Origin of the sequence: Prosthecobacter sp., from assembly GCF_044226605.1 — a bacterium.
GTDB lineage: Bacteria > Verrucomicrobiota > Verrucomicrobiia > Verrucomicrobiales > Verrucomicrobiaceae > Prosthecobacter.
In genome coordinates, this window is sequence record NZ_JBGAGS010000011.1 from 247463 (window position 1) to 271200 (window position 23738).

The window sequence follows — 23738 nt, forward strand, 5'->3', positions numbered from 1 at the left end:
TTCGTCTTTCAACTCTGCCTCGCCCGGATATCCAGCAGCTCCTTCATCACATGGTTGATCTTCCCGCTCCACTCCGCCGTGCCAAAGGCGTCATGCAGCGTGCGGTACAGGGCATACAGCTCGGCATACACCGCCTGATTTTCCGGAATGGGATAATACACCTTTTCACGCGTGGCCGTCACCTTCGCCTGCAAGGCCCCCACTTCATCCACTCCGGCGGCGGCGGCGCCAAAGATCGCGGCACCGAGGGCGCAGGTCTGCTCGCTCTGGCTCACCTTCATCGGCTTGCCGATGATGTCCGCGTAGCACTGCATCAGCGTCGCGTTCTTGATGGAAAGGCCGCCGGTGTTGATGACCTCTTCCACCTTTACGCCATATTCCTCCACGCGCTTGATGATCGTCAGCGCACCAAAGGCCGTCGCCTCAATGTAAGCGCGATAGATCTCGTGTGCCTCCGTGTGCAGCGTCTGGCCCAGCAGCAGGCCGGTGAGGCGCACGTCCACCAGGATCGTGCGGTTGCCATTGTTCCAGTCCAGCGCCAGCAGGCCGGTGGCTCCGGGCTTCTTGCCCGCCATGGCCTTCTCCATGTTCACAAACTTCTCGCCCACACTCGCGCCATAGCTGTCCGGAACGAGGTGATTCACAAACCATAGAAAAATATCTCCCACAGCGCTCTGCCCTGCCTCGATGCCATAGTATCCTGGCAGCACCGATCCGTTCACAATGCCGCACACGCCAGGCACATCCGCCAGTGGCTTGCTCGTCGGCGCAATCATGAGATCGCAGGTGCTCGTGCCGAGAATCTTCACCAGCGTTCCCTCCTTGATCCCAGCGCCCACCGCGCCCATATGCGCATCGAAGGCTCCCACGCTCACAGCGATTCCTTCCTTCAGCCCCAGCCGCTTCGCCCATTCGGCGCACAACCCGCCGGCTTTCGTGTCGGCAGTATGCGCCACCGAATAGAGCCGGTCCCGCAGGTCCGCGAGCGCAGGGTCCAGCTTGGCCAGAAACTCCTTGTCCGGCAGTCCGCCCCATTCGCTGCTGTACATCGCCTTGTGCCCGGCGCTGCACACCCCGCGCTTCAGCGTCAGCGGATCGGTGTTTCCTGTGAGCACCGCCGGAATCCAGTCGCAGTGCTCCACGAAGCTGAACGCCGCTGCAAAGACCTCCGCATCCACACGGCGGAGGCGCAGGATCTTGCTCCACCACCACTCGCTGGAATAAATGCCGCCGCATTTGGCGATGATGTTCGGCCGCATCTCATGCGCCAGCTTGGTGATTTCCGTAGCCTCCGCATAGCCCGTGTGGTCTTTCCACAGCCACACCATGGCATTGAGGTTGTTCTTAAACTCCGGCAGCAGCCCCAGCGGCGTGCCTTCTTTATTCACCGGGATGGGCGTGCTGCCCGTGGTGTCGATGCCAATGCCCACCACCTGCGCAACATCAAACCCTGGCACCTTTTCCGCCGCCTGGGCCAGCGCCCCGCGCGTCACAGCCTCAAGCCCGTCGAGATAATCCTGCGGATTCTGCCGCGCCACGTGCGGGTCTTTGGGGTCCAGCAGAATGCCCATTTCCCCGCTCGGGTAGTTGAACACCGTCGAGCCCACCTCCGCGCCGTTGTCGAGGTCGATAAGAAGAGAGCGGCACGAGTTCGTGCCGTAGTCGATGCCGAGAGAGTAGCGCTTCATGGGTTGGATTTAAGCAGTGTGCCGATCTTGTAGCGGATTCATCTCCCAGTGCCAGCCAAAACCGGACAAGCTTTGTGACCTCGGCGTGCCTTTTCTTGATGCCGCCATTGCAGTCTCTTCCGGCAAGGGCCGCACCTTCCCCTCCAATGCTACGCGTCCTGGTGCAGCACCCCATGAATCGTACGCAGGAGCGTGGCGGCATTGTAAGGCTTAAACAGCACATGCTCCACATGCAAAGCATTCAGCTGGCCCAAATGCCCTTTCTCCGCCACCCCGGTCGACCCGATCACCCGCACTTTCGAGCACAGTTTTCTCAGCGTTCTCACGAAGAGCACACCGTCCATCACGGGCATCATTACATCCGTGAGCACAAGGGCGATTTCACCCATGTTTTTGGAAAAGATCTCGATCGCCTCGATCCCATCGCTCGCCAGCAGCACGCGGTAGCCGTTTGCTTCCAGCACAGAGCGTGCCGCGCTTGTTATTGCAGGCTCATCATCCACCACCAGCACCAGCTCCCCATGGCCGGCCGGCGGCTCCGCGGCATCGCCGCCTTCCACCGCACCATCCTGTTTCGCCGCAGCCGGCAGATAGACATTGAAGATCGTTCCCACCCCGGGCTCGCTTTCCACCTTGAGTATGCCCCCGTGGCTTTTGACGATGCCATGCACTGTGGAGAGGCCGAGCCCCGTCCCCTTGCCCACCCCTTTGGTGGTGAAAAATGGGTCAAAGATGCGTTCCAGTATTTCCGCTGGTATGCCGCTGCCAGTGTCGGTCACCTTCAGCAGCACATAGGCCCCCGGCGTGACCTCCGGCACCATGCTGGCGTAGCTGAGGTCGATGTCCAGATTGGCCGCGCTCAAAATCAGCTTACCGCCGTTTGGCATGGCATCGCGTGCATTCACGCAGAGGTTCAGCAGCACCTGGTGCATCTGGGTGGCATCTCCCAGCACGAGCCGCAGGCTGGGTTCTATCTCTGTTTCCATGCTGATGTTTTTGGGAAAGGTGCTGCGGATCATCTGCTCGATCTCGTGGATCAGACTGCCCACTCTCAGCGGCTGCTTTTCCCCTTCGTATCCCCTGCCGAAGGTGAGCACCTGCTTGATGATCTGCGCGCCGCGCTGCGCGCTCATCTCAATGGTGTCGCAAAGGCTCTTGCGCTTGTCTTCGGAGGTGCCCATGCGCAGCACCGCCACGGACATCATGATGGGAGTGAGGATGTTGTTCAGGTCATGCGCCACGCCGCTGGCCAGCGTGCCGATGCTTTCCATCCGCTGTGCCCGGAGAAACTGTTTCTCCAGTTTCTTGCGCCCGGTGATGTCATGAAAGGTCCACACTCGTCCGTAGTAGGTTCCGTCCCGCCCCCGCACGGGCGCGGAGTACCGCTCAAGGATGGTGCCGTCCACCAGCTCGATCACATCGCTGCTGGACTCGTCCGGGTGCGCGTTCAGGTGCGTCGTCTTCTGCACAAAGTACTCCGGCTCTTTCACCCGCCCCAGCACAAACTGGAACTGCGGGGCATCGTCCGGATCATCGGCGATGTGAGGCGGTATCTTCCACAGCTCGTTCATGCGCCGGTTTTGCAGCAGCTTTCTCCCGGTGCTGTCCAGCACCAGAATGCCATCAATGGCGGAGTGCACCTGCGCCTCAAAGAAGGCTGTACGCCAGCGCAGTTCCTGCTCCGCCTGCCGGCGCCGCGCCTCGCTCTCCCCCACCTCCAGGGCAAAGCTGATGTCCATGGCCAGTTCGTCCAGCAGCAGCATTTCTTCCTCGTTGAAGAAAGCGCTCTCCTCTGAATAAAGGGTGAAAACTCCGCGGACTTTGCCTCCGGTCTTCAGCGGAAAGCTGGCGGACGAGTGGTATCCGCGCCCGAGCATCTCCTCACGCCACGGCGCCATGCGCACGTCATGTTCGATGTCATTGCAGATGGAATGCTCCCCGGATTGAAAACATCTCCCCGTAGGCCCGCTGCTGCGCTCCTTGTCGTTTAAGTCGATGTTCACCTGCTCCAGATAACCGTCCACCATTCCGGCAGAAGCCACCGGCAGCACTTTGTGGGCCGTGGCGTCGTGCATGCCCACCCAGGCCATGCGGAAGCCGCCCGTCTCCACCGCTATCTGGCATGCCTTGGTCAGCATTGCCTTCGGTTCTTTTTCGTGCACGATGGTCTTGTTGATGGCGCTGAGCACTGAATGAATGCGGTTTAGCTGCCGGATCCGCAGCTCCACCTGCTTCTGCTCGGTGATGTCCTGGTTTGTGCCGAGGATCTTGCCGGTGCGTCCGCCCTCGCCCATGACGATCCGGCAGCGCACCAGCATCACACGCTCCATGCCGTCCCTGCGGATGACGCGGTGCTCAAACTGCCGTGAAAAACTCGGGTCAGTTGCCGCCACCCCGAGCGCCACCTCTCTGGTGATGATCCAGGCATCCTCAGGATGAACGAATTTTCGGATATATTCCTCCGGAGACATCGAAAGCCCGCCTTCGCTTTGCGAGGCGGTGCCGAGCATTTGAAAAATGTATTCATCCGCAGTGACGATGTTTTTCGCCACGTCGAACTCCCAGTGGGCGAGCTTCGCCACCTCCATGGCCTGAATCAACTGGGCCTGTTTTTGGCGCAGGAACTCCTCCGCCTGCTTTTGCGCGGTAATGTCCAGCTCAATTCCGTCCCACAGCACATGTCCGTTGGCGGCCCGGCGTGGTGCTGAAGTAAAGAGGCTCCAGCGCACCGCGCCGGAGGGCATTCGCATGCGCAGTTCTGCCATAAACGGCTGCATGCGGGCCAGGGCGTCGGCCTCACGTGCGACGACGAGCGGCCGGTCTGCCTCGGCCACCTGCCCATAAATAAACTGTGCATCCTGCAGCACCTCCCAGGCCGTGACTTCGTGCAGCTTTTCCACCCCCGCGCTGACATAGGTAAAGCGCCGCTCCAGCCCGTCAGCGCCCATGTCCAGCTGGTACATCATGCCGCTGGGCAGATTGTCCCCCAGGCTGCGGATGCGCGCCTCGCCTTCCCTGACAGCCTCATCAGCCTTTTTCTGCGCGGTGATGTCTCTCGCGATTTTGGAAGCCCCGGTCACTTTTCCTTCTTCATCCCTCAGCGGAGAGATCGTCGCCGAGATGGAGATCCGACGTCCGTCTTTGCGGACGCGCACGGTCTCGAAATGGTGAACAGTTTCTCCCTGCGATATCCTCTCGAGAATGACCTTCTCCTCCTGGATCCTGTCCGGCGGAAACAGTATCAGCAATGTCTGGCCGATGGCCTCCTGCGCTGTGTAGCCAAAGATTCTCTCCGCTCCGCGGTTCCAGCTCGAGATGATGCCCTCCAGCGTCTTGCCAATGATCGCGTCATCAGAGAATTCCACGATCGCCGCCAGCTGCTCCTGCTTGCGCTGCAGTTCCTGGCGTTCGGTGATGTCCGCCACGGATGAAATCACACACGCCTTCCCTCCCAGCTCGATGGGGTCCGCGTTGACGTTCACCAATCTGCGACCGCCACCCCGCATGATCGCGGTCATCTCAATGTCGCGCAGGGAGCCGCCGCTGTAGAGAGGCTCAAAGATGCGGCTCCGCGCGGCGGAACTCTCCCATATTCCAAGCTCCAGCGATGTATGCCCGATCACCTCCTCCGGAGAAAAGCCGATGATCCGGCAGTAGCTGTCATTGACCTCAATGAACTTTCCTGTCCCGAGTTCGGTGATGGCGATGCCGCTGGGATTGGACTTGAAGGCCTTGGAAAACTTCTCCGCATTCTCCTGCAGTTCGCCGAGTTCCCTGCAGCGGATCGTCATGTTGAAAACCAGCACCACGGTGCATGCGAGGGCCAGGCCCATCACCACCGCAACCGCCCAGTAAAGATCGCTGACGCTCCGCTGGATCGAAGTTGAAAACCGGATGCTGTTGGCGTGATTGTATGTGATGAGATCTTCCGCCGCCTTGATCGCAGGCTGGAAAGCTGGGATGAGTTCCCGTTCCAGAAAAGCCGCGCTCGCGCTCCTGTCTCCGCTTAAAATCAGGGCTTCGAAAGCCCGGCGCTTCTCGAAAAACACCTCGGACTTTTCTTTCACCTGAGCAAGGAGCGCGCCGTCCGCTTCCGGGTTCAATTTGATGGTCGCCTGATATTGCCTGAGTTCATCAACAAACGTCTTTTCGGCTTCGTGCACGGTTTTCAAGCCCGCATCCCGCGACTCCCTCGTCTGCGCTGAGGCAGCCACCAGCACCCAACCGACATTCCGTGAGATCGCCATCCTCATGTAGTGCGCATGGATGGTGCCGGGCACCGCATCCTGGGCGATCAGGCTGCTGTCCCGCTCCACCCTCCTCCCACTGTAATAAGCCACTGCGGACAGAGCCATCAAAAGTCCCAAAATCGCAATGCTCGCCAGCCGTATCTGCAGTGACGTGTTGAGCGGGCGTTTTGGAGGCGTTTGTTTCATCTAAAGCTGAGGTTCACCAAGAAAGAACACGGGACGGCCTCTCGAAGCGGCAGGTGGGTGGCTGGGAGGTCCGGACCGCGTTCTCTAAATATCTGACTTATCTGACCCTACCGACAAATAAATGCTAGCTTAAATTGTTCGCTGCTAATCCTCGAACCCTCTCAATGGCAGTGCGGTAGCAGCCGTTTTACATGCACGGAAAGACGCCGCTTTCCCACCCGTTTACCACCGCCCTATGACCAACCGCCTCCTTTCCTTTGCTGCCCTTCTTTCCTTTGCAACCGCCCTTCATGCCGAGGATGCCTTTGTTCCGCTCTTTGACGGCAAGACTCTTGCCGGATGGGAGCAGCACAGCGGCAAGGCCGAGTATCGCGTGGAAAACGGCGCCATCGTGGGCAAGACCGTCCTCGATACGGGAAACTCCTTCCTCTGCACTGCCAAAAAATACGCCAATTTCATCCTCGAGCTCGAGTTCAAAGTGGATCCCTCCATGAATTCCGGAATCCAGTTCCGCAGCAATTACTACACCCAGGAGACCGAAGTCGAAATCGCCGGAAAAAAGAGAAAGTTCCCTGCCGACCGTGTCCACGGCTACCAGTTCGAGATCGACCCCAGCGCCCGTGCCTTCACCGGCGGCGTCTATGATGAAGGCCGCCGCGGCTGGCTCTTTGATCTCAAGAACAATGAAGCCGCCCGTAAAGCCTTCAAACAGGGAGAGTGGAACACGGCCCGCATCGAATGCCGCGGCAGCAGCATCAAGACATTCATCAATGGCGTCCCGGCAGCAGACTTCACGGATGACATGACCGCCGAAGGCGTCATCGCCCTCCAGGTGCACGGCATCGGCAAAAAGACCGAAGCCGCAGGCAAGGAGGTCATGTGGAAAAACATCCGCATTCAGGAACTCAAGTAGAATCATCTTTCGAGTTCTCACGGGAAACGAGTTGGAAAACCCGCCTCCCTCCGCCTACTATGCCCTACAACCATGAAAATTACCTCAACCCTGCTTTTCATTTCCTCTTTGTTCCTTTCCGCCAGTCTTTTGCATGCCGAGATCAAGGAAACCGTCGTCGAATACAAATCCGGAGACGTCCTCTGTGAAGGCCTGCACGTTGTTGACACGGCGAAGACTGGCAAACTGCCCTCCATCCTCATCATCCATCAGTGGACGGGCTTGAGCGACAACGAGAAGATGCGCGCCCACATGCTCGCCGAACTCGGCTATAACGTCTTCGCTGCGGACATCTACGGCAAAGGCATCCGCCCCCAGCCACCTGCGGCTGGCAAGGAAGCCGGAAAGTACAAAAGCGACCGCAAGCTCTATCGTGAGCGCATGCTTTCCGCCCTGGAAGTTCTCAACAAAGACCCGCATACCGATGTCTCCAAGGTCGCCGCCATCGGCTACTGCTTCGGCGGCACCGGCGTCATCGAGCTCGCTCGCAGCGGAGCCTTGATCAAGGGGGTCGTCAGCTTCCATGGCGGGCTCGATTCCCCAACGCCTGCCGACGGCAAAAACATCAAGGGCAAGGTGCTCGCCCTGCATGGCGCGGATGATCCCTTCGTGCCTGCCAAGGACATCGCCGCCTTCGAGCAGGAAATGAAAGACGCCAAAGTGGACTACAAGCTCGTCAGCTACCCCGGTGCGGTGCACTCCTTCACCCAGAAGGCCGCTGGAAACGACAACAGCAAGGGCGCTGCCTACAACGAGGCCGCAGACAAGGCCTCCTGGGAGGAAATGAAGGCGTTCTTTGCGCGCATCTTCAAAACCGAAGGCTGATCCCCCACTCCCATGAAACGTCTCCTTCTGCTGCAAGTCACACTGGCCTTTGCCGTGCTGTCGGCAGCAGAGGAGCCCACAAACTTCATCCGTTTTGTGGAGGAAGAGAAGAGCGACAGTCTGCAGACCGCCGTCGTGAGCTATGAGTCACCACAGAAGGTCAAAGTGGATCTCGTCGGCGCCATCCACATCGCGGACAAGGCCTATTTCGATGCCTTGAACCTGCGCTTCAAAAGTTACGACGCCGTGCTTTATGAACTCGTCGGCCCTTCATTCGAAGATCGTGGCAAACCCGAGGTCAAAAAGGAGGCGGAAAAGCTGGCGTGGGTAGGCCAGCTGCAAACCATGATGCGGGACACCCTCAAGCTCCACGGCCAGCTTGAAGGCATCGACTACAAGGCCAAAAACTTCGTGCACGCGGACATGGACATGTCCCAGTTCACGCAGACACAGACCCAGAAGCAGGAAAACTTCCTCACCCTCTACCTCAAAGCCGCGCAGGCCCAGAAGGAGGTCAATGAGAAGCGGGGCGTCAATTCAGATGCCGCAGGCATGGTCATGCTGCTCAAGATCCTCACCATGAAAGACAGCAGTACCGAGCTCAAGCGCATGATCGCCCAGGAGTTCGACAGCGTGGAAGAAATCATGGCCGGCATTGAAACGGGTGACGGCACCGTCCTCGTCGGCGAGCGCAACAAAGTCGCCCTCCAGGTGCTCGACAAAGAAATTGCCGCCGGCAAAAAGCGCCTCGCTATCTTCTACGGTGCGGCCCATCTCGGCGACATGGAGGAGCGCCTCCTCAAGAAGGGATTCAAGCGCACCAAGGTCGAGTGGCTGAAGGCATGGGATCTTCCCCACGCCAAGTAGTGCTCCATACGCACTGACGCTTGATCATAAACGCACCAACGTTCCCGGAACCGGAGCGCAGAAGGTAGACGGTCGCAGGCTGCCCAAAGAGTCAGCGGCGCGAGTCAGTGTGTCGATTCAGCGCCGCGTTCGCAGGGTCTCGAACGGCCTCGCATCACGTTCCTGTGGCATCCCCAAAAACGAAACGAGGAAGGCCTCAAAGCCTTCCTCATCTCAAATTCAAAACCGCAACCAAACGGTTACTTCTTCGCCCCAGCCGCCTCCATGCGCAGCTGCTCCAGGCGTGAGAGAACCTTCGGTGCAGCCGGAGCCGCAGGCTTGGGTTCTTCTTTCGGCTTGTTGGCAGCCACCACCGGTGCGGCGGGCGGTGCCACCACTTTGCGTGGAGCGTCGATGCGCAGGATGGAGCCCAAAGCAATGCGGTGAATGGTTGTCGTATTCGTGCCCTTCACAGGGATGTCCACCCGCACAAACAGATTGGCCTGCTTGCCAATGGGTGATTTGTCATCGGTCTTCACCTTGAAGGACACTTCCTTGGTGTCCTTGGTGATTTTGGCCGGCTCGATCGGGATGGTGTCCGGCACGCCAAGCACCTGGGCAGTCGCCTCGCCTTCAAATGGCAGAAGCTGCTCCAGCTTGGCAACCATGATGCCCTCATTCCCCTGCTCCACCGCCACCAGCGGAATCGCAGGAGCGTTGAGGTAGGCAGGCGCGGTGACTACTGCGGTGAAAGGTGAGGCATTGTAAATACGACCACCGCCGGCATCGGCCTCGCCCATCACCGTGAAGTTCCATGTTCCCGCCGGCGTCCCGGCATTCGCATCAAGCTGGAAGACGCACTCGTTCTGGCCTTCGGGGATGGTCTGCTCTCCCAGCGAGCTGACACCGCTCGGCTTCCAGATCATGAACACGCGGATCGGCGCCTTGAATCCTTCCTTGCGCTTGGACACCACCTTGAGCTCCAAAATGCCGTTGTTCACCAGCGGCACTGCAGGCTTCACGATTTCAAGGGAATAGGGTGCTTCTTCCACCACAGCCACAGGCAGGCGGTCTTCGATCTGCGTGTAATAGACCACGTTGCCGTTGCGCACGATGTCAAACTCCTGCCGCAGCTTGCCCTTCGTCTTCGTGTTCGGATCCACTGCATTCAGAGTGATCGGCACCACCTGATGTCCCAGCGGAGCATCCGGGGCGGCTTCAAAAAGCAGCGGCACATTGCCCAGATCTTTCGGAGCCAGTTCGGTGAGGAGCTTCACGCCCTGCGGCATGTTCTGCACGGCGAACTTGAAGTCGCCCGATACATTGTTGCGGCTGATGTTCACCAGCGTCGCATAGCGGCCGCCTTTCGGCACCGGAATGAACTGGCGGTAGTTGTTGTCGTTCACCGTGTACTGCGGGGAGGCAAAGAAGACCTCGGGCTCGGCCGCGACGAGTTCCAGACGATAGACGTAATTCGCGCCTCCACGCTCCAGGTGGTCCGTCACACGCACGAAATAGTCACCATCAGCGGGGATCGCCACTTTGAACTTGCTGTCCAGACGGCGGCGGCCGCCACCGTCATCATTGCCGCTGAGGGAGCCGCCCTTCGCGTTGTAAACGTTTACCACGCTGTCCAGTGGGGAGCCGATGCTCTGCGCAAAAGCCTGCACCTCCAGCGTCATGCCCTTTTTCAGCGGCACCTTGAAATAATCAATGTCACCCGGCTTTTCGATGATGCCGTTCAGGGCGATCGGCTCACCAGCGGCGGCGGAAGTGGCGTTCGCCTGCTCGTCATTGGGCTCCGCTTCCAGCACATTGTCATAGTTCACCAGGCGGAATGGATTGCCGGAAGGTGCGGGTTCCTGCGTCTTGGAGAAGAGCATGAAGTCGGGATCGATTTCCGCCGGCACCTGTACTTCTTCCTCAAAGGCGCTGTCACGCTCGATGAAGCGCACCTTGGTCTTGGAGCCGATCTTGCCACCAGCAGGGTACACCACATCCGGACGCCGGTAGCTGCCGACGTGCAGGCGGTAGTAGGAATTGCCACCACCACGATAGGACGACTCGCGGATCATCACCGTGTAGTCCCCGTCTTCCTCGGCCACGTAGGAGCAGTAGCCGTCCTGACGGTGCAGGATGGTGTCGTCCGAGATCACCTTTTCAAACCGGTCCTTGTCGATGATGGCCAGGAACGGGTCAAACACCGTGTAACCCAAGCGCAGACCGTCCACTTCCACGGACAGGCGCTGGCCCTTTTTCAGGCTCACGCGGTAGTAGTCCACGTCCTCATTTTGGACGACGCCTTCGATCGTTTGGTTCAGCTGAATGACCTGCGGAGTTTCAAAATCACTGTTCGGCTCCTTCTCCTCCACATTGGGGAAGATGCCCACAAAGAACTGACGCGCATGCGAGATGCCCGTCCGCGTGCGAATGCGCATCAGGTGATTTCCCGGCGGCACATCTGGGGCGATGCCAATCGTCAGCTGAACCTTGTTGGCCTCCACCTTGTCCACGCTCTTCTGGGTGAAGCCGGGCGAGAAGAAAATCAGGCTCTCAAAGTCCGCCAGTTGGGTTCCCGTGACGGTAAGCTTCACCTCGGTGCCACGCTGGCCGCCGTTTGGCACCGTTGTGGTAAAGGTGGGGTACGCGGCAAAAGCACTGGTGGCACAGGCTGCGGTGATGAGGAACAAATGACGGATGTAGGACATGACAGGGTTGAGGGGTCGGTAGGCATACGCCCCAAAAAAGCAGAAAATTACGAACTCTGTGAAGTTCCTGGGTTCATCTGACGCGTCAGGCGCAGGCAATACAGCAGCGGCAGCGCCCCAAACAGCCCAAACGAGCAGTCGATCAGCCGCCATGTCAGCGGGATGCCACGTATTTCTCCGCAGATCAGCGCCAGGGGAAAGATCGCCGCGCAGGCCAGCAGCCCCACCTTCAGCACCCACGCATTCGCCACCGGCTCCCGCCACGGCCCCGCCATGAAAAACACCGCGATGGTCAGGTGCCCAAACGCAAGCCAGTCCGTGCCATAAGCCACAAAAGGAAACTGCTCCTGCGTTACCTCCAACCCATGCCAGACATACGCGATCCAAAGTTTCAGCCCATCATGCTTCACATAGGCCGCATGATCCTCGATCCCAAGCCATGAAGCCATCAGCCGCAGCTCATGCAGCAGCGGAAAGGCCGTCAAACCGCTCAGGATGAGACAGATGATGAACAGGCCAAGGACAAGGCGGTAACGCTGCCGGAGTTTCTCCTGATTCATACAGTCACTCCGTCGGCACCCACCTCACTCCATCCACCACCACATACCCGTCCGTGCCGCTGTTGGAAATGGTGATCGCAGTGTCATTACCGCACTCATATTCACCCAGATCGATCCAGAACAGCCCTTCTCCTTCCTTTGGTGCTTTGAGGTTGACCGTCAGCTTCTTCACGCCGCCCGCATGCTGCACCTCCACCGGCGCATTGCTGGCACGGTTGTTGTTTGGAGGAGAGGCCAGCATGAGACGATACTTGCCGGGCTTCGTCAGTTTGGGCTCAAAACGCAGGCTGCATTTTCCGTCCTTGGCATTGCCGTCGTGGCTGTAACCGTCTCCGAGAAAGGATTTGGCGGCTCCGCTTTCATGCCAGTTTCCAGTGACCTTGGCTTCGGTGTCGTCCATCACGATGCCCTTGAGGGTTTTCGGATCGACGCCCTTCATCGTTTTGGGGCCGTCGTAGTGCAGGATCTGGCCGTCTTTGGAAATCTGCGCCTTCAGCTCTTCATACGGCACGCTCTGGACAGGGATCCCCGCATCAATCGCCATCGCCGCAGCGGTCGCCGCGCTCTGCCCCAGGATCATGAAGACAGGCTCCATGCGGATGCTGCCATAGGCGATGTGGCTGGCGGACATGGCCACCGGCACGAGCAGATTGCTCCCCTGCCCTTTTTTCGGAACGAGCGAGCCATACGCGATCTCATACGGTCCCTTCGTGCTCACGCCGATGTCCCCTTCATTCTGCACATAGCCCTCGGGGGTGATGTAACGCTGGATGTTGTGGGAATCGATGCCGTAGCTGCCCATGCCCACGCTGTCCGGCGTCGGACGCTTCTTCAGCAGTTCGTTCTCCGTCATCACATAGCTGCCGATCATGCGCCGCGCCTCGCGGATGTAGAGCTGGTGGCTCCAGTTGCCGTTGTCCGTGAACTCATCCTTCGGCAGGCCCCAGGTCTGCAGTTCCTCCTGCACCTTCTTCGGCACGCGCGGATCATTCGCCACGAACCACATCAGCCCCTGCTGATACTGCCGGTGCTCGGCGATGATCTCACGACGCCGCTCATAGCTGGCCTCCGGGTAATCATGATTATAGCCGATGTTGTCAAAGCTGAACGGACCATGATTGTTCGTGTCCGTCTTGTGGTTCGGGATCGGGTCAAACTTCTCAAAGAACTCGCCCCAGCCCGTGTTCAGCACACGCAGCAGGATTTCATACTGGTTCGCATCATAGCCATCCGGCTTGGGAAACGGCACGCGGTTGCTCGGATCATTTGTGTAGCAAGAGCGGAAGCAGTAGGCCTGCACCCCCTTGTCGCCAGCGCCATATTCACCCGGTGGCTTCGTGCTCACTCGTGGCAGCACGCCACTCTTGGGGTCTCCCGGCACTTTGTAAGGGCTGATCGGCTCCTTCACCGCGCCAAAGTGGTGACGATGGTGCAGCACGCCCACCTGGATGCCGTTCCACTTCTCATCATACACGCTCTGCGCCTCGCGTCCCACATGGTAGTCCACGCCCGCCGCCGCCATCAGATCGCCCTCATAAGTCGCATCGATGAACATCTTCCCCGCATAAGTCTTCCCGCTCAGCGTGGTGATGGAGGTGATCTTGTCTCCCGCCTTTTTCACACCCTTGGCGCGGTCCAGCCACTCGTCGCGCACCACTTCCAGGCCAAACTCCTTCACGTAATCTTCAAAGATCTGCTCCGCCACATGCGGCTCAAAGATCCACATCGTGCGGTTCTCGCCATCCACCGCTGGGGTGCCCTGGCCTTTGCCGCCGTATTCGGATTTCTTCTGCTGCACCCATGCCGAGTCCTTGTCGTAATGCAGCCACACACGGTGGTAAAAGTCGCGTGAGAGTCCGCCGATCACCGCCTTGTTGCCCGTGTCGGTAAATCCCAGCCCGCCCGCGCTCAGGCCGCCCAGATGCTTGTCCGGAGAGACGACGATCACGCTCTTGCCCATCTTCTTCGCCTGCACCGCAGCGATCACGGCGGAACAGGTGCCGCCATAGATGACGATGTCGTGATCGGCGGCCCGGAGGGACGACAGGGAAATGAAAACGGCTGCGAGGGAATGAAAGACACGCATAGGAATGGTTGAAGAAGGAGAGGTCACCGGTTGTTCCGCCACCTGAGCTGAAAACGGGCCTTGCTGCAATGACAACTCCCTTCAAAATCGCCGCCATCCATGTTCTACGAGATTCTGACCAAGTGGGGAGGCTCGGCCGCGTTGGCCGGAATCGTCCTGGCCTTCATCGCCACGCTCGGCATTGGAGTTTATCAGCCGAAGAACACCTTCAAATGGTTCCTAGCGGCCTTCTCATTGTTCCCGTTCTGCATTGGCATTCTGTGTCTGCTGGGGGGCTGGCAGCACTTGCACAAAGGCGATGCTTCATCCGCACGCACGACGTTCGTCATCGCAGGAGTGACCCTCTGCCTCTTTGCAGCCATGCTGCGTTTCTCGCTTTCCATCGCGCGCAAGGAAGCCCCAAAAGAAGAAACACCCGGGCATGATGCCTGTACCCGGCATGCACGCTGGATTTCCATCAGCGGTTTCGCTGGCTTCATCGTCGCCGCCACTGGCGCTTTCGGCCTGTTGAATCTGGCCCCGCCTCCCCCGTGGAATGCTTGGAGCCAGCCCCTTGCCTTTGTGCTGTGCTGTCTTGGGCCGGCGGCGCTTCTGATTTTTGTCTTCCCTCCCCGTTGCCCCGCCTGCAAGACCGGCCGCATGAGGTTCAAGGGCAGCCGGCCCGTATCGTACCGCTGCCAAAGCTGCGGCCACACCGTGCAAACGCACATCCAGCTCGGAAGCAGGAGGGGCTATAAGGGCGAGTAGCCTGCACGCTGCATGAAAGGATTCGGCAAACGGAATGTTTACACGTCATGTTCCGACCCGCCTGCCTCGCTCTCCTTTTTGCCGGCTCCGCCCTGGCGCAAAATCTCCTCCCCAAGGTCAATGCACTGCGCCTCGAAGGCCACCAGAGCGACTATCCTTCCGTCTGCGTCGATGGCGATGGCAGGCCCTGGGTGGCCTTCATCCAGTGGGATGGCAAGGAAGACACGCTGCATGTGGCGAAACAAACCGACGGCCCTCTCAGCGATGTCATCACCGTGGGCCAGCCCGGCATCATTCATCAGCCCTCCATCGTCCGAGACGGCAGCGGCTCGCTCCACGTGTTCTGGTCCCAGGTGAATGAAAACGACATCATGGAGCTCAAGTGCGCCCAGATCCCCTACGAACGCACGCCGGCGAAAATGCAGGCCACCATGTCACTCGCAAGCTCTCCAAAGGGCGGCAGCGCATTCGCCAAGGCCGCCGTCGATCCCGCCGGCAATGTCTGGGTCGTCTGGCAGGGAATGTATGGCACGCTGGGAGATGTCTTCTGCCGCATCTTCGACTCCAAGAAGAACAGCTGGACCAATGACATCAAAGTCACCACCGATCCCGCCGGAGACTGGGAGCCATGTGTCGCCTTCGATGGCAAAGGCGGCGCCTGGATCTGCTACGACGCCTCCCGCGGCAACGAGTTCAACATCTATGCCACCCACGTCAATGCCGACACGACCGTGGGAGATACCAAGCAGCTCATCGCCACCAGCCGCTACGAAGGCCGCGTGAACGCCGTCACCGCTCAGGACGGCAAGGGCATCTGGCTCGCCTGCGAGCGCGGGAATGAGCAGTGGGGCCTCGACATGCGCGCCCACGGCGGCCAGGTCGGACTCAATGGCCGACGCGATCTCGTCATCGCCTACTGGGATCTTGCCAGTGGCAAAGTCGAAGAGCTTCCCGGCCCTGACGCTCTCCTCAAAGGACTGCCCGCACCCAAAGCCGCCGCCGCAGCAGCCACACCACCGCGTGGCAATAATGCCAAGGCCAAAGCCAAGGCGGAAGAACGTGCCAAAGCCCAGGCCGCTCAGGCGAAGGCCAAGGGCAAGCCCGCTCCCAACGAGATCGGCGCTGTGAACCTCCCCCACCTCATGCTCGATGCCGCGGGCCGCCCCTGGCTTACCGTTCGTTATTTCAAAAACTTCTGCTGGCAGATCGCCCTCACACGCTACGAGCCCGCCACCAAGCAGTGGACCCAGCCCTTCCTCGTCCCCGACAGCGTGTACACCCAGGACCGCCAGACTTCCCATGTGCTCGGCAAAGACGGCAGCCTCTGGATGGCTTGGTCCAGCGACCTCCGTACCTCCAAGCTCCAGCTCACCACCGGCATCCAACTCGCCAAGATTGCCACAGAAACTGAACTTCCCCTCGTCACCCCGCCAGCCGTCGCTCCGCGCGAACCCTTCGCCGCTTACATCAATCCCACCACGCCTGAGCGCGATCGCAGCGAGCGCCACACGTGGACCCACGACGGCGTCACCTACAAGCTCTACTGGGGTGATTACCACCGCCACACCGACATCTCAAACTGCGTCACCGCCAACGACGGCTGCGTGCTCGAGCAGTACCGCTATGCCTGGGACATGGGCAAGCTCGACACCCTCGGGACCAGCGACCACACGGACATCGCCAAGATCTACCACCCCTACGAGTGGTGGCTGAACCAGAAGATGACCGAGATCTTCTACTCTCCCGGCTTCTTCATGAGCATGTACGCCTACGAGCGCGAGCAGAAGTGGCCCCTCGGCCATCGCAATGTCATTTTCGCCCAGCGCGGCGGCCCCATCGTGTACATTCAGCGCAAAAACTACCTCGACTCCCCCTGGCAGAAGCTCTACCCCGTTAAAACCGAAGGCACGCCCGAGCTGCACCCCACAGAGCTTTGGGACGTCCTCGTCCGGTATGGCAAACCCGTCACCGCCATCAGCCACACCGGCGCCACTAGCATGGGCACCGACTGGGATCAGATCCCGCCGATCGACCACCGCATTGAAAACGTGCTCGAAATTTATCAAGGTGCACGCGTCAGCTATGAAGGCCAGAACGTCCCCCAGCCCACCGTCGGCATGCGCGTCGGGCAGGACTACAACCACGCCTCCACCGTCGTCGGCAAACCCGTCGTCGGCCAGCCCATCCGCAGCTTCACCGAGAAGAATAACGGCGTCTATCAGCACGCACTTGAGTTAGGCCACAAGCTCGGCGTCTGGGCAGACAGCGACCACATCTCCACCCACACCAGCTACGGCGGCGTCTATGTGAAGGATTTCACCCGTGAGGGCATCATCGAAGGCATCCAGGCCCGCCGCACCATCGCCGCCACGGACAAAATCTTCGTCGAGTTCTCCTGCAACAATCACCTCCTCGGCACCGAGATCGCCATCACCGGCAAGCCCGTCCTCAAATTCAGCGTGGACGGCACTGCCGAGATCAGCCGCGTCACCCTCGTGCGCAATGAGCAGAACTACCAGCAGTGGGAAGTGGAAGGAAAAACCTTCGCTCAGACCTACACAGACGAGTCTCCCATCCCCGGCGAAAACCGCTATTATCTTCGCGTCGAACAAGCCGACGGCAACATGGCCTGGTCTTCCCCCGTGTGGGTGCAAGCAAAACCTTGAGGCCATGCCCCTCGTGGCAGCACCCAAGAAACGACTCTTAAAAAACAAAGCCAGCCGGTCTCCGAGACCGGCCACTTCATCCTTCATCCTTTCCTCACCACCCTCCACCCAGCGCCTTTAGCATCGCCACATTGGCAATCAGACGCTGCCCCTCCACCTGCGCCGCGAGCAGCTTGGCATTCAGCACTGTGCGGTTGGCGTCCACCACTTCAAAGTAGCTCGCCAGCCCTTTCTGATAGCGCAGTTCCGCCAGCCGCTGCGTCTCCTGCGCGGCGGCGATCGCCTGGTCCAGTGCCTTCGCCTGCTTGGCGTAGGCGCTTGCGTCCAGCATGCTGTCCTCCACTTCCTGCAGAGCCACGAGAATCGACTGCTTGTAATTGCTCAGCGTCTCATCGTAGCTGGCCTTGGCCGACCTCAGATTCGCCCGCAGCTTTCCACCCTGAAAAATCGGCAGCGTCATGCTCGGCCCGATCGTCATGATGCGGCTGCGTTGATCAAAAAAGCCAAAGGTGCCAATGCTCTCCAGACCGCCGGTGCCGTTCACGCTGAAGGCGGGATAAAACGACGCCGCTGCCACACCGATCTTCGCGTTGGCCTCACGCATTTTCTGCTCCGCGGCCCGAATGTCCGGCCGGCGCTGCAGCAGGGTGGAGGGCAGTCCGCCGGGCACACGCGGGAGCCGCGTCGTGCCGGAATTTTTGGCCACCTTGAAATTGGAGGGGATTTCGCCGCAGATCACCGCCAGAGCGTTCTCCGCATTGCCACGCTGGCGTTCCAGAGCCGCGAGGTCGTTGCGTGCCAGCTCCAGCTCCGTGCGGGCGCGGGCCACGTCCATCTCGTTCGCCAGACCGCCTTTGAAGCGGCTCTCCTGCAGCTTCAGCGCCTCTTCGCGCCAGCTCTGCGTGCTGATCACCACATCGATCTGCCGGTCCAGCGAATGTGTCAGAAAGTACAAGCGCGCCACTTCGGCGGCGATGGTCAGCCGCTGCGCGGAAAGGGTTTCCATCGCACCCAGTTGCGCGGCCTTGGATCCCTCCACTGCCCGGCGCACACGGCCCCAGACGTCGATTTCCCAGCCCTCTTCCAGGAGGTTCTGGTAGCGGCGGCGCTGCGTCCTTGGCAGCGACACGCCTGGCGGCAGGTTGGCGCCGAAGGAGCTCTGGGACAGACGCTCATACTGCATCGCATCCCGCATGTTCAGGTAGGGAAACCAGCTCGCCTGCTGCACCCCCACCAGCGCGCGTGCCGTCTCCACTCGCGCCAGAGCACCGCGCATCTGCTGATTGTTCGCCATCGCCCGCTCCTCCAGCCGGTTCAGTTCCGAGGAGCCAAACAGCTTCCACCATTCTCCCGGCACCGGAATGTCCGCCGTGCTCACCGCACCTCCGTTTTTCCACTTCGAAGGCATCAGCACCTCCGGCATTTTGAAATTCGGTCCGACACTGCAGGAGGTGCACGTCAATGCAGTCGTGAGGCAGAGGATGCTAAAATTGTTCATGTGCGATCATTCATTGGGGTGATTCCATCTCAGTGCAACCCTCAAAGACGAAGGTTTGTCCGTCACAGTTTTGGCAGGCAGTTTTCCACCTTGTGCCTCCAGCTGCTCAGCACATCGTTCGCCATTGCATGCGCTTCCTCGGCGCCCACATGCTCCGTAACCGTCTGCGGTTCTGGCAGCCACCCAGGTTTGGAGACTTCTCCTATGTGGTCGTGGTTTTCTGCACGCAGAAAGGCTCGCAATTCCACCGTGAGCAGGTTTTTGCCACGGTCGTGCCTGGCCAGCGCCTCAGCGCAGACTTCAAACGGAGTTCCATCCAGCTGGACAAGGCTGATGACCTGCGTGGAATCGAGCAATGCGTGAATCATGGGCATAAATCTCAAAAGCAAGGCTGGGGTGTCGCTGCGTTGTTTGCGCTCATTTTTGGCGAAGGTTTACGTCTGTGCTCCCCGTTATGACGCAACCATGCGCACTCTCCTGCTCTGCTGCCTTGCCCTGACCTCACTAGCCTCCGCTGCGGACAAACCGCTCAACATCGTTTTCATGTTTGCCGACGACTGGGGCCGCTACGCCAGCATCTATGCGGAGCACGAAAAATTCCCCTCGCCCAATCAGGTCGTCAAAACCCCCAACATCGACCGCATCGCTCGGGAAGGAGCTTTGTTCCAGCGCGCCTACGTCAATGCCCCCTCCTGCACCCCCTGCCGCAGTGCGCTTCTCTCAGGCCGTTACTTCTTCAACTGCGGCCGCGCCGCCATCCTCAATGGCGCCGTCTGGGATCCTGCCATTCCCAGCTACCCACTGCTCCTGAAAGACAAAGGCTACCACCTCGGCAAATCCTTCAAAGTCTGGGGACCCGGCGAGCCCGCGGATGCCCCCTACGGTGGCCAGGCCCATGCCTTCCAAAAATCCGGTTCACGCTGCAATCAGTTCTCCGAAGCAGTCACCTCCATGGTCGCCGCCGGCACGCCTCTCGAAGCCGCCAAGCAGCAAATCTACGACGAAGTCCGTGGCAACTTCGACAGCTTCCTCGCCGCCCGACCCAAAGGCGCTCCCTTCGTCTTCTGGCACGGCCCCACCAATGTGCACCGCAAATGGGTGAAAGGCAGCGGCCAGGCCCTCTGGGGCATCAACCCAGACGACCTTAAAGGCAAGCTCCCCAAGCATCTCCCCGACGTCGCCGAATTCCGCGAAGACTTCGGCAGCTACCTCGGCGAGATCCAGGCCTTCGATGCGCAGGTCGGTGTCATCATCAAGCGACTCGAAGCAGCCGGTGAATACGACAACACCGTCATCGTCATCAGCGGCGATCACGGCGCGCCCGGGTTCCCCGGCGGCAAGTGCAATCTCTACGACTTTGGCGTCAATGTCACCCTCGCCATCCGCTGGCCCGGGCAGCCCGGCGGCCGTTTTATTGAAGACTTCGTCAATCTCATGGATCTCGCCCCCACCTTCATGGAAATCGGCGGCGCCACCATCCCTCCCGGCGTGAACGGCAAAAGCCTCGTCAGCCTCATGCAGTCCGGCAAATCAGGCCGTATCGAAAAAGACCGCGACTACGTCATCACCGGCCGCGAGCGCCACGTCTCCATCGCCCGCGAAGGCAATCTCCCCTACCCCCAGCGCGCCCTCCGCAAGGACGGCTTCCTGTACATCCACAACTTCAAGCCCGACCGCATGCCCATGGGCGACTACAAAACCCTCACCGACACCTTCACCCCAACGCTGGAAGACATGGAAAACGAGACCTACGTCGCCTTCCCGGACATGGACGCCTCCCCCTCCAAAGCCTGGCTCATCCAGCACCGCAATGACTCCCAGTATAAATGGTTCTTCGAGTACGCCTTCGCCAAGCGCCCCGAAGAGGAACTCTACGACATCACCAAGGACCCCAACTCCACCATCAACGTCGCCAACGAACCCGCCTACGCCGAAATCAAAAACAAGATGGCTGCCGAGCTCACCGAAAAACTCAAAGCCGTAGGCGACCCCCGCGTCACCGCCGCCCCCGTCCCCTTCGAAAACCCACCCTTCACCCAGGACACCAAAACCGGCCAGCAAGGCAAAGGCAAGAAAGGCAAAGCCAAAGCAAAAGCCGAATAAGTGATGCGGGCACTCCTGCCCGCACCCTCCGGAGCCCATCACTCCCATTTCATCCTCTCAAATCATAAATCAAAAATCGTAAATCATAAATTTTCTGTCCCCTGCTCCTCCCAAAACTTCCTCAGCTCCCTCAACTGCTTCTTGTCCGGCTTCGCCACCACCTCATGCGCCCTTGGCTGGATCAGCTCACGTTCCCGCCGCAGCTCGCTCGCCTTCTGAATCCACTCCAGCGGCGTCAGGTTTTCACAAAACTCAGCCACCTTGGGCGGCCCCACTCGCTGGGCTGAAAAGCCAATCACCTTTACGCGCAGCCGCAGATCTCCGCGCACCACTTCCAGCGTGTCTCCCGGCTTCAGATCCCGCGAAGCCTTCACCGGCTGCCCATCGATCGTTACGTTCCCCCGTGTGCACGCCTGCGTCGCCAGAGAGCGCGTCTTAAACACCCGCACATGGTGCAGCCACTTGTCCGCACGCTGGCTCATGCGGCAGGCTTGTAAGTCCTCTCGCCAAAGATCGCACTGCCCACGCGCACCATTGTCGCGCCTTCCTCGATGGCGATCTCAAAATCATGGCTCATGCCCATGCTCAGCAGCGGCAGGGGCGCACCGCCGCGCTTTTCCAGTTCATCCCGCAGCTCACGCAGTTGTGCAAAATAAGGGCGGCTCTTCTCCGCATCGTCATCAAACGGCGGGATGCACATCAGGCCCTGAATCTCCAGCTGCTTCAGCGCACGCAGCGCCTCCAGGCTCGCCCGCACATCCTCAGTCCCGAAACCATGCTTGCTGCTCTCATCTCCAAGATTTACCTCTAGATAAACCTTCGCCACCAGCCCCAGCTCCCCGGCAATGCGGTCCACATCCCGCGCCAGATCAAGCGAGCCCACACTGTGGATCGCCTTCACATGCGGCAGCACCTTGCGCACTTTGTTTGACTGCAGATGCCCGATCAGGTGCCACTGCACCTCCGCCGGCAGTTGCGGCGCCTTCGCCAGAATCTCCTGAACCTTGTTCTCTCCAAACATAAGCTGCCCCGCCGCCATCGCTTCTCGGATCGCCTCCACCGGAAACGTCTTGGACACCGCCAGCAGTTCCACCGAACCGGGATCACGTCCGCATCTTTGGGCAGCATGGGTCATGCGGTCACGGATGGCTTGCAGTCGCTCAGAGAGGTTGTTCATGTCGTATACAAGAGAAACGGAAGATGCGCCCGCCGCGCAACGTATTTTCGCGCTCCACCATCCATTCCACATGCAATCCCGCCGCCACTTCATCCGCCAGTCCGCCGCCACGCTGTTCGCCGCCCCATGGGTCACCACCGGTATGCGAGCCGCGTCTCCTAATGGCAAGCTGCGCCACGCCGCCTTCGGAGCCTCCGGCATGAGCATGGCAGACATGACCTCCATGTCCAACCACCCCATGTGGGAACTCGTGGCCGTGTGCGATGTGGACACCCGCAACTTCAAAAAAGCCCAGGAGAAATGGCCCAACATCAAGGTCTATCAGGACTGGCGCGAACTCCTCGCAAAAGAGGCCGATAACATCGACAGCGTCAACGTCTCCACGCCAGACCACATGCACGGCAGCATCGGCCTCGCCGCCATCGCCAAAGGCAAGCACATCTACGGCCAGAAGCCCCTCGCCCACAATCTCTGGGAGTGCCGCCAGATGGTCGAGCGCGCCCGTGCCAAAGGCGTCAAATCTCAGATGGGAATCCAGATTTCCTCCGCATTTACCGAGCGCCACGCCGTTGCCCTCATTCAGATGGGCGCGATTGGCAAGGTGAAGGAAGCCTACACCTTCTCCCACAAAAAGTGGGGCGACCTGGAACCCCGTCCCGCCAAGAGCGATCCCATTCCCGCCGGCTTTGACTGGGACAAATGGCTCGGCGTCGCCTCCGAGCGCAGCTACATCCAGGGCTACGATCATCCCGGCAACTGGCGCAAGCGCCGTGACTTCGGCACTGGCACCCTCGGAGACATGGGCTGCCACATGTTCAGCGGCTGGTTCCGCTCCCTTGATCTCGCCGCCCCCATCTCCGTGAAGTCCAGCGGCCCCGTTCCCAACAAGGACAACTGGGCCACCGATGCGGTCGTCGAATACACCTTCAAAGGCACCCAGTACACAGCTGGCGACACCATCAAGGTCACGTGGACCGACGGCGCAGCCCGCCCTCCGGCAGAAGTCATGGCCCTCATCGGCCCCGGCGCCAAATTCCCCGACCAAGGCACCATCTACCTCGGCACCGAAGGCGTCCTCCTGTCCCCTCACGGTTCCACGCCGCTCATGTATCCCCGCGAAAAATACGCCAGCTTCGGTGCCTATCCCAAACTCGAACCCCGCGACCACTGGGCCGACTTCATCGACTGCTGCCTTGCGGGTGGCGACAAAAAACCTTCCGCCAACTTCGACTACGCCGGCCCTCTCACTGAAGCCGTGCTCCTCGGTTGCCTCGCGAGCGCCTTCCCCAATGAGAACCTCACCTGGGACGCCCCCGGCCTGAAGATCCCCAATAACGCCGCCGCCGACAAAATGGTCCGCCGCGACTACCGCAAAGGCTGGGAAATCGTGTGACGCAACACTGGCGGGGCGCTTGGTTCTCCAAGCGCCTCGGCCGGGCGTCCCCG

General features: G+C 60.0%; 16 protein-coding genes. 7 read left to right on the forward strand and 9 right to left on the reverse strand.

The annotated features are described in order from the left end of the window. Positions 1-8: 8 nt before the first annotated feature. Positions 9-1688 (reverse strand): ribulokinase, encoded by a 1680-nt coding sequence (locus tag ACILSO_RS17260; RefSeq protein ID WP_395738682.1) that lies wholly within the window; start codon positions 1686-1688, stop codon positions 9-11. 149 nt (positions 1689-1837) lie between these two features. After that, positions 1838-6124, reverse strand: a complete 4287-nt coding sequence (locus tag ACILSO_RS17265; RefSeq protein WP_395738683.1) for a PAS domain S-box protein — start codon at positions 6122-6124, stop codon at positions 1838-1840. A 235-nt stretch (positions 6125-6359) separates the two neighbouring features. On the opposite strand from ACILSO_RS17265, the gene ACILSO_RS17270 reads away from it, so the two are divergent. The 3 genes from ACILSO_RS17270 (at position 6360) to ACILSO_RS17280 (ending at position 8768) form a co-directional block, all read left to right on the forward strand. Then, positions 6360-7037, forward strand: a complete 678-nt coding sequence (locus ACILSO_RS17270; protein ID WP_395738684.1) for a DUF1080 domain-containing protein — start codon at positions 6360-6362, stop codon at positions 7035-7037. A gap of 72 nt (positions 7038-7109) precedes the next feature. Next, entirely contained in the window at positions 7110-7901 is a 792-nt protein-coding gene (locus ACILSO_RS17275; protein WP_395738685.1) for a dienelactone hydrolase family protein, read from the forward strand. Positions 7902-7913: 12 nt separating this feature from the next. Continuing rightward, a complete protein-coding gene (locus ACILSO_RS17280) occupies positions 7914-8768 on the forward strand; it encodes a hypothetical protein (RefSeq protein WP_395738686.1) in 855 nt (284 codons plus the stop codon). A gap of 239 nt (positions 8769-9007) precedes the next feature. Here the strand turns inward: ACILSO_RS17280 and ACILSO_RS17285 are convergent, their stop codons facing one another. The 3 genes from ACILSO_RS17285 to ACILSO_RS17295 are packed head-to-tail and all read right to left on the reverse strand — an operon-like array spanning position 9008 to position 14101. Beyond that, a complete protein-coding gene (locus ACILSO_RS17285) occupies positions 9008-11455 on the reverse strand; it encodes a PPC domain-containing protein (protein ID WP_395738687.1) in 2448 nt (815 codons plus the stop codon). A gap of 47 nt (positions 11456-11502) precedes the next feature. Next, positions 11503-12015 carry a hypothetical protein gene (locus ACILSO_RS17290; protein WP_395738688.1) on the reverse strand — a complete coding sequence of 171 codons (513 nt, stop codon included), beginning with the start codon at positions 12013-12015 and terminating at the stop codon, positions 11503-11505. A 4-nt stretch (positions 12016-12019) separates the two neighbouring features. After that, on the reverse strand, positions 12020-14101 hold the full coding sequence (locus ACILSO_RS17295) for an FAD-dependent oxidoreductase (protein ID WP_395738689.1): 2082 nt from the start codon (positions 14099-14101) through the stop codon (positions 12020-12022). A gap of 99 nt (positions 14102-14200) precedes the next feature. On the opposite strand from ACILSO_RS17295, the gene ACILSO_RS17300 reads away from it, so the two are divergent. Next, positions 14201-14848: a hypothetical protein gene (locus ACILSO_RS17300; RefSeq protein ID WP_395738690.1), complete on the forward strand. Its 648-nt coding sequence runs from the start codon at positions 14201-14203 to the stop codon at positions 14846-14848. A 47-nt stretch (positions 14849-14895) separates the two neighbouring features. Next, the gene (locus ACILSO_RS17305; RefSeq protein WP_395738691.1) at positions 14896-17514 is read left to right on the forward strand and encodes a hypothetical protein; all 2619 of its coding nucleotides are present in this window, start codon (positions 14896-14898) and stop codon (positions 17512-17514) included. A 94-nt stretch (positions 17515-17608) separates the two neighbouring features. Here ACILSO_RS17305 and ACILSO_RS17310 read toward each other — a convergent pair whose 3' ends face one another. Next, positions 17609-19012, reverse strand: coding sequence for an efflux transporter outer membrane subunit (locus tag ACILSO_RS17310; RefSeq protein WP_395738692.1), 1404 nt, complete (start codon positions 19010-19012; stop codon positions 17609-17611). 62 nt (positions 19013-19074) lie between these two features. Then, positions 19075-19380: a hypothetical protein gene (locus tag ACILSO_RS17315; RefSeq protein ID WP_395738693.1), complete on the reverse strand. Its 306-nt coding sequence runs from the start codon at positions 19378-19380 to the stop codon at positions 19075-19077. A 97-nt stretch (positions 19381-19477) separates the two neighbouring features. Here ACILSO_RS17315 and ACILSO_RS17320 point away from each other — a divergent pair, with 97 nt between their 5' ends. Beyond that, positions 19478-21115, forward strand: coding sequence for a sulfatase (locus tag ACILSO_RS17320; protein WP_395738694.1), 1638 nt, complete (start codon positions 19478-19480; stop codon positions 21113-21115). A gap of 83 nt (positions 21116-21198) precedes the next feature. On the opposite strand, the gene ACILSO_RS17325 is transcribed toward ACILSO_RS17320, so the two are convergent. Together ACILSO_RS17325 and ACILSO_RS17330 are read right to left on the reverse strand one after the other, a co-directional pair. Beyond that, on the reverse strand, positions 21199-21597 hold the full coding sequence (locus tag ACILSO_RS17325) for an RNA-binding S4 domain-containing protein (protein WP_395738695.1): 399 nt from the start codon (positions 21595-21597) through the stop codon (positions 21199-21201). Continuing rightward, positions 21594-22292, reverse strand: coding sequence for a YggS family pyridoxal phosphate-dependent enzyme (locus ACILSO_RS17330; protein WP_395738696.1), 699 nt, complete (start codon positions 22290-22292; stop codon positions 21594-21596). The genes ACILSO_RS17325 and ACILSO_RS17330 overlap by 4 nt, the downstream gene beginning before the upstream one ends. Before the next feature lie 70 nt (positions 22293-22362). Between ACILSO_RS17330 and ACILSO_RS17335 the strand changes: the two genes are divergently transcribed. Next, positions 22363-23685: a Gfo/Idh/MocA family protein gene (locus tag ACILSO_RS17335; RefSeq protein WP_395738697.1), complete on the forward strand. Its 1323-nt coding sequence runs from the start codon at positions 22363-22365 to the stop codon at positions 23683-23685. Positions 23686-23738 lie beyond the last annotated feature (53 nt).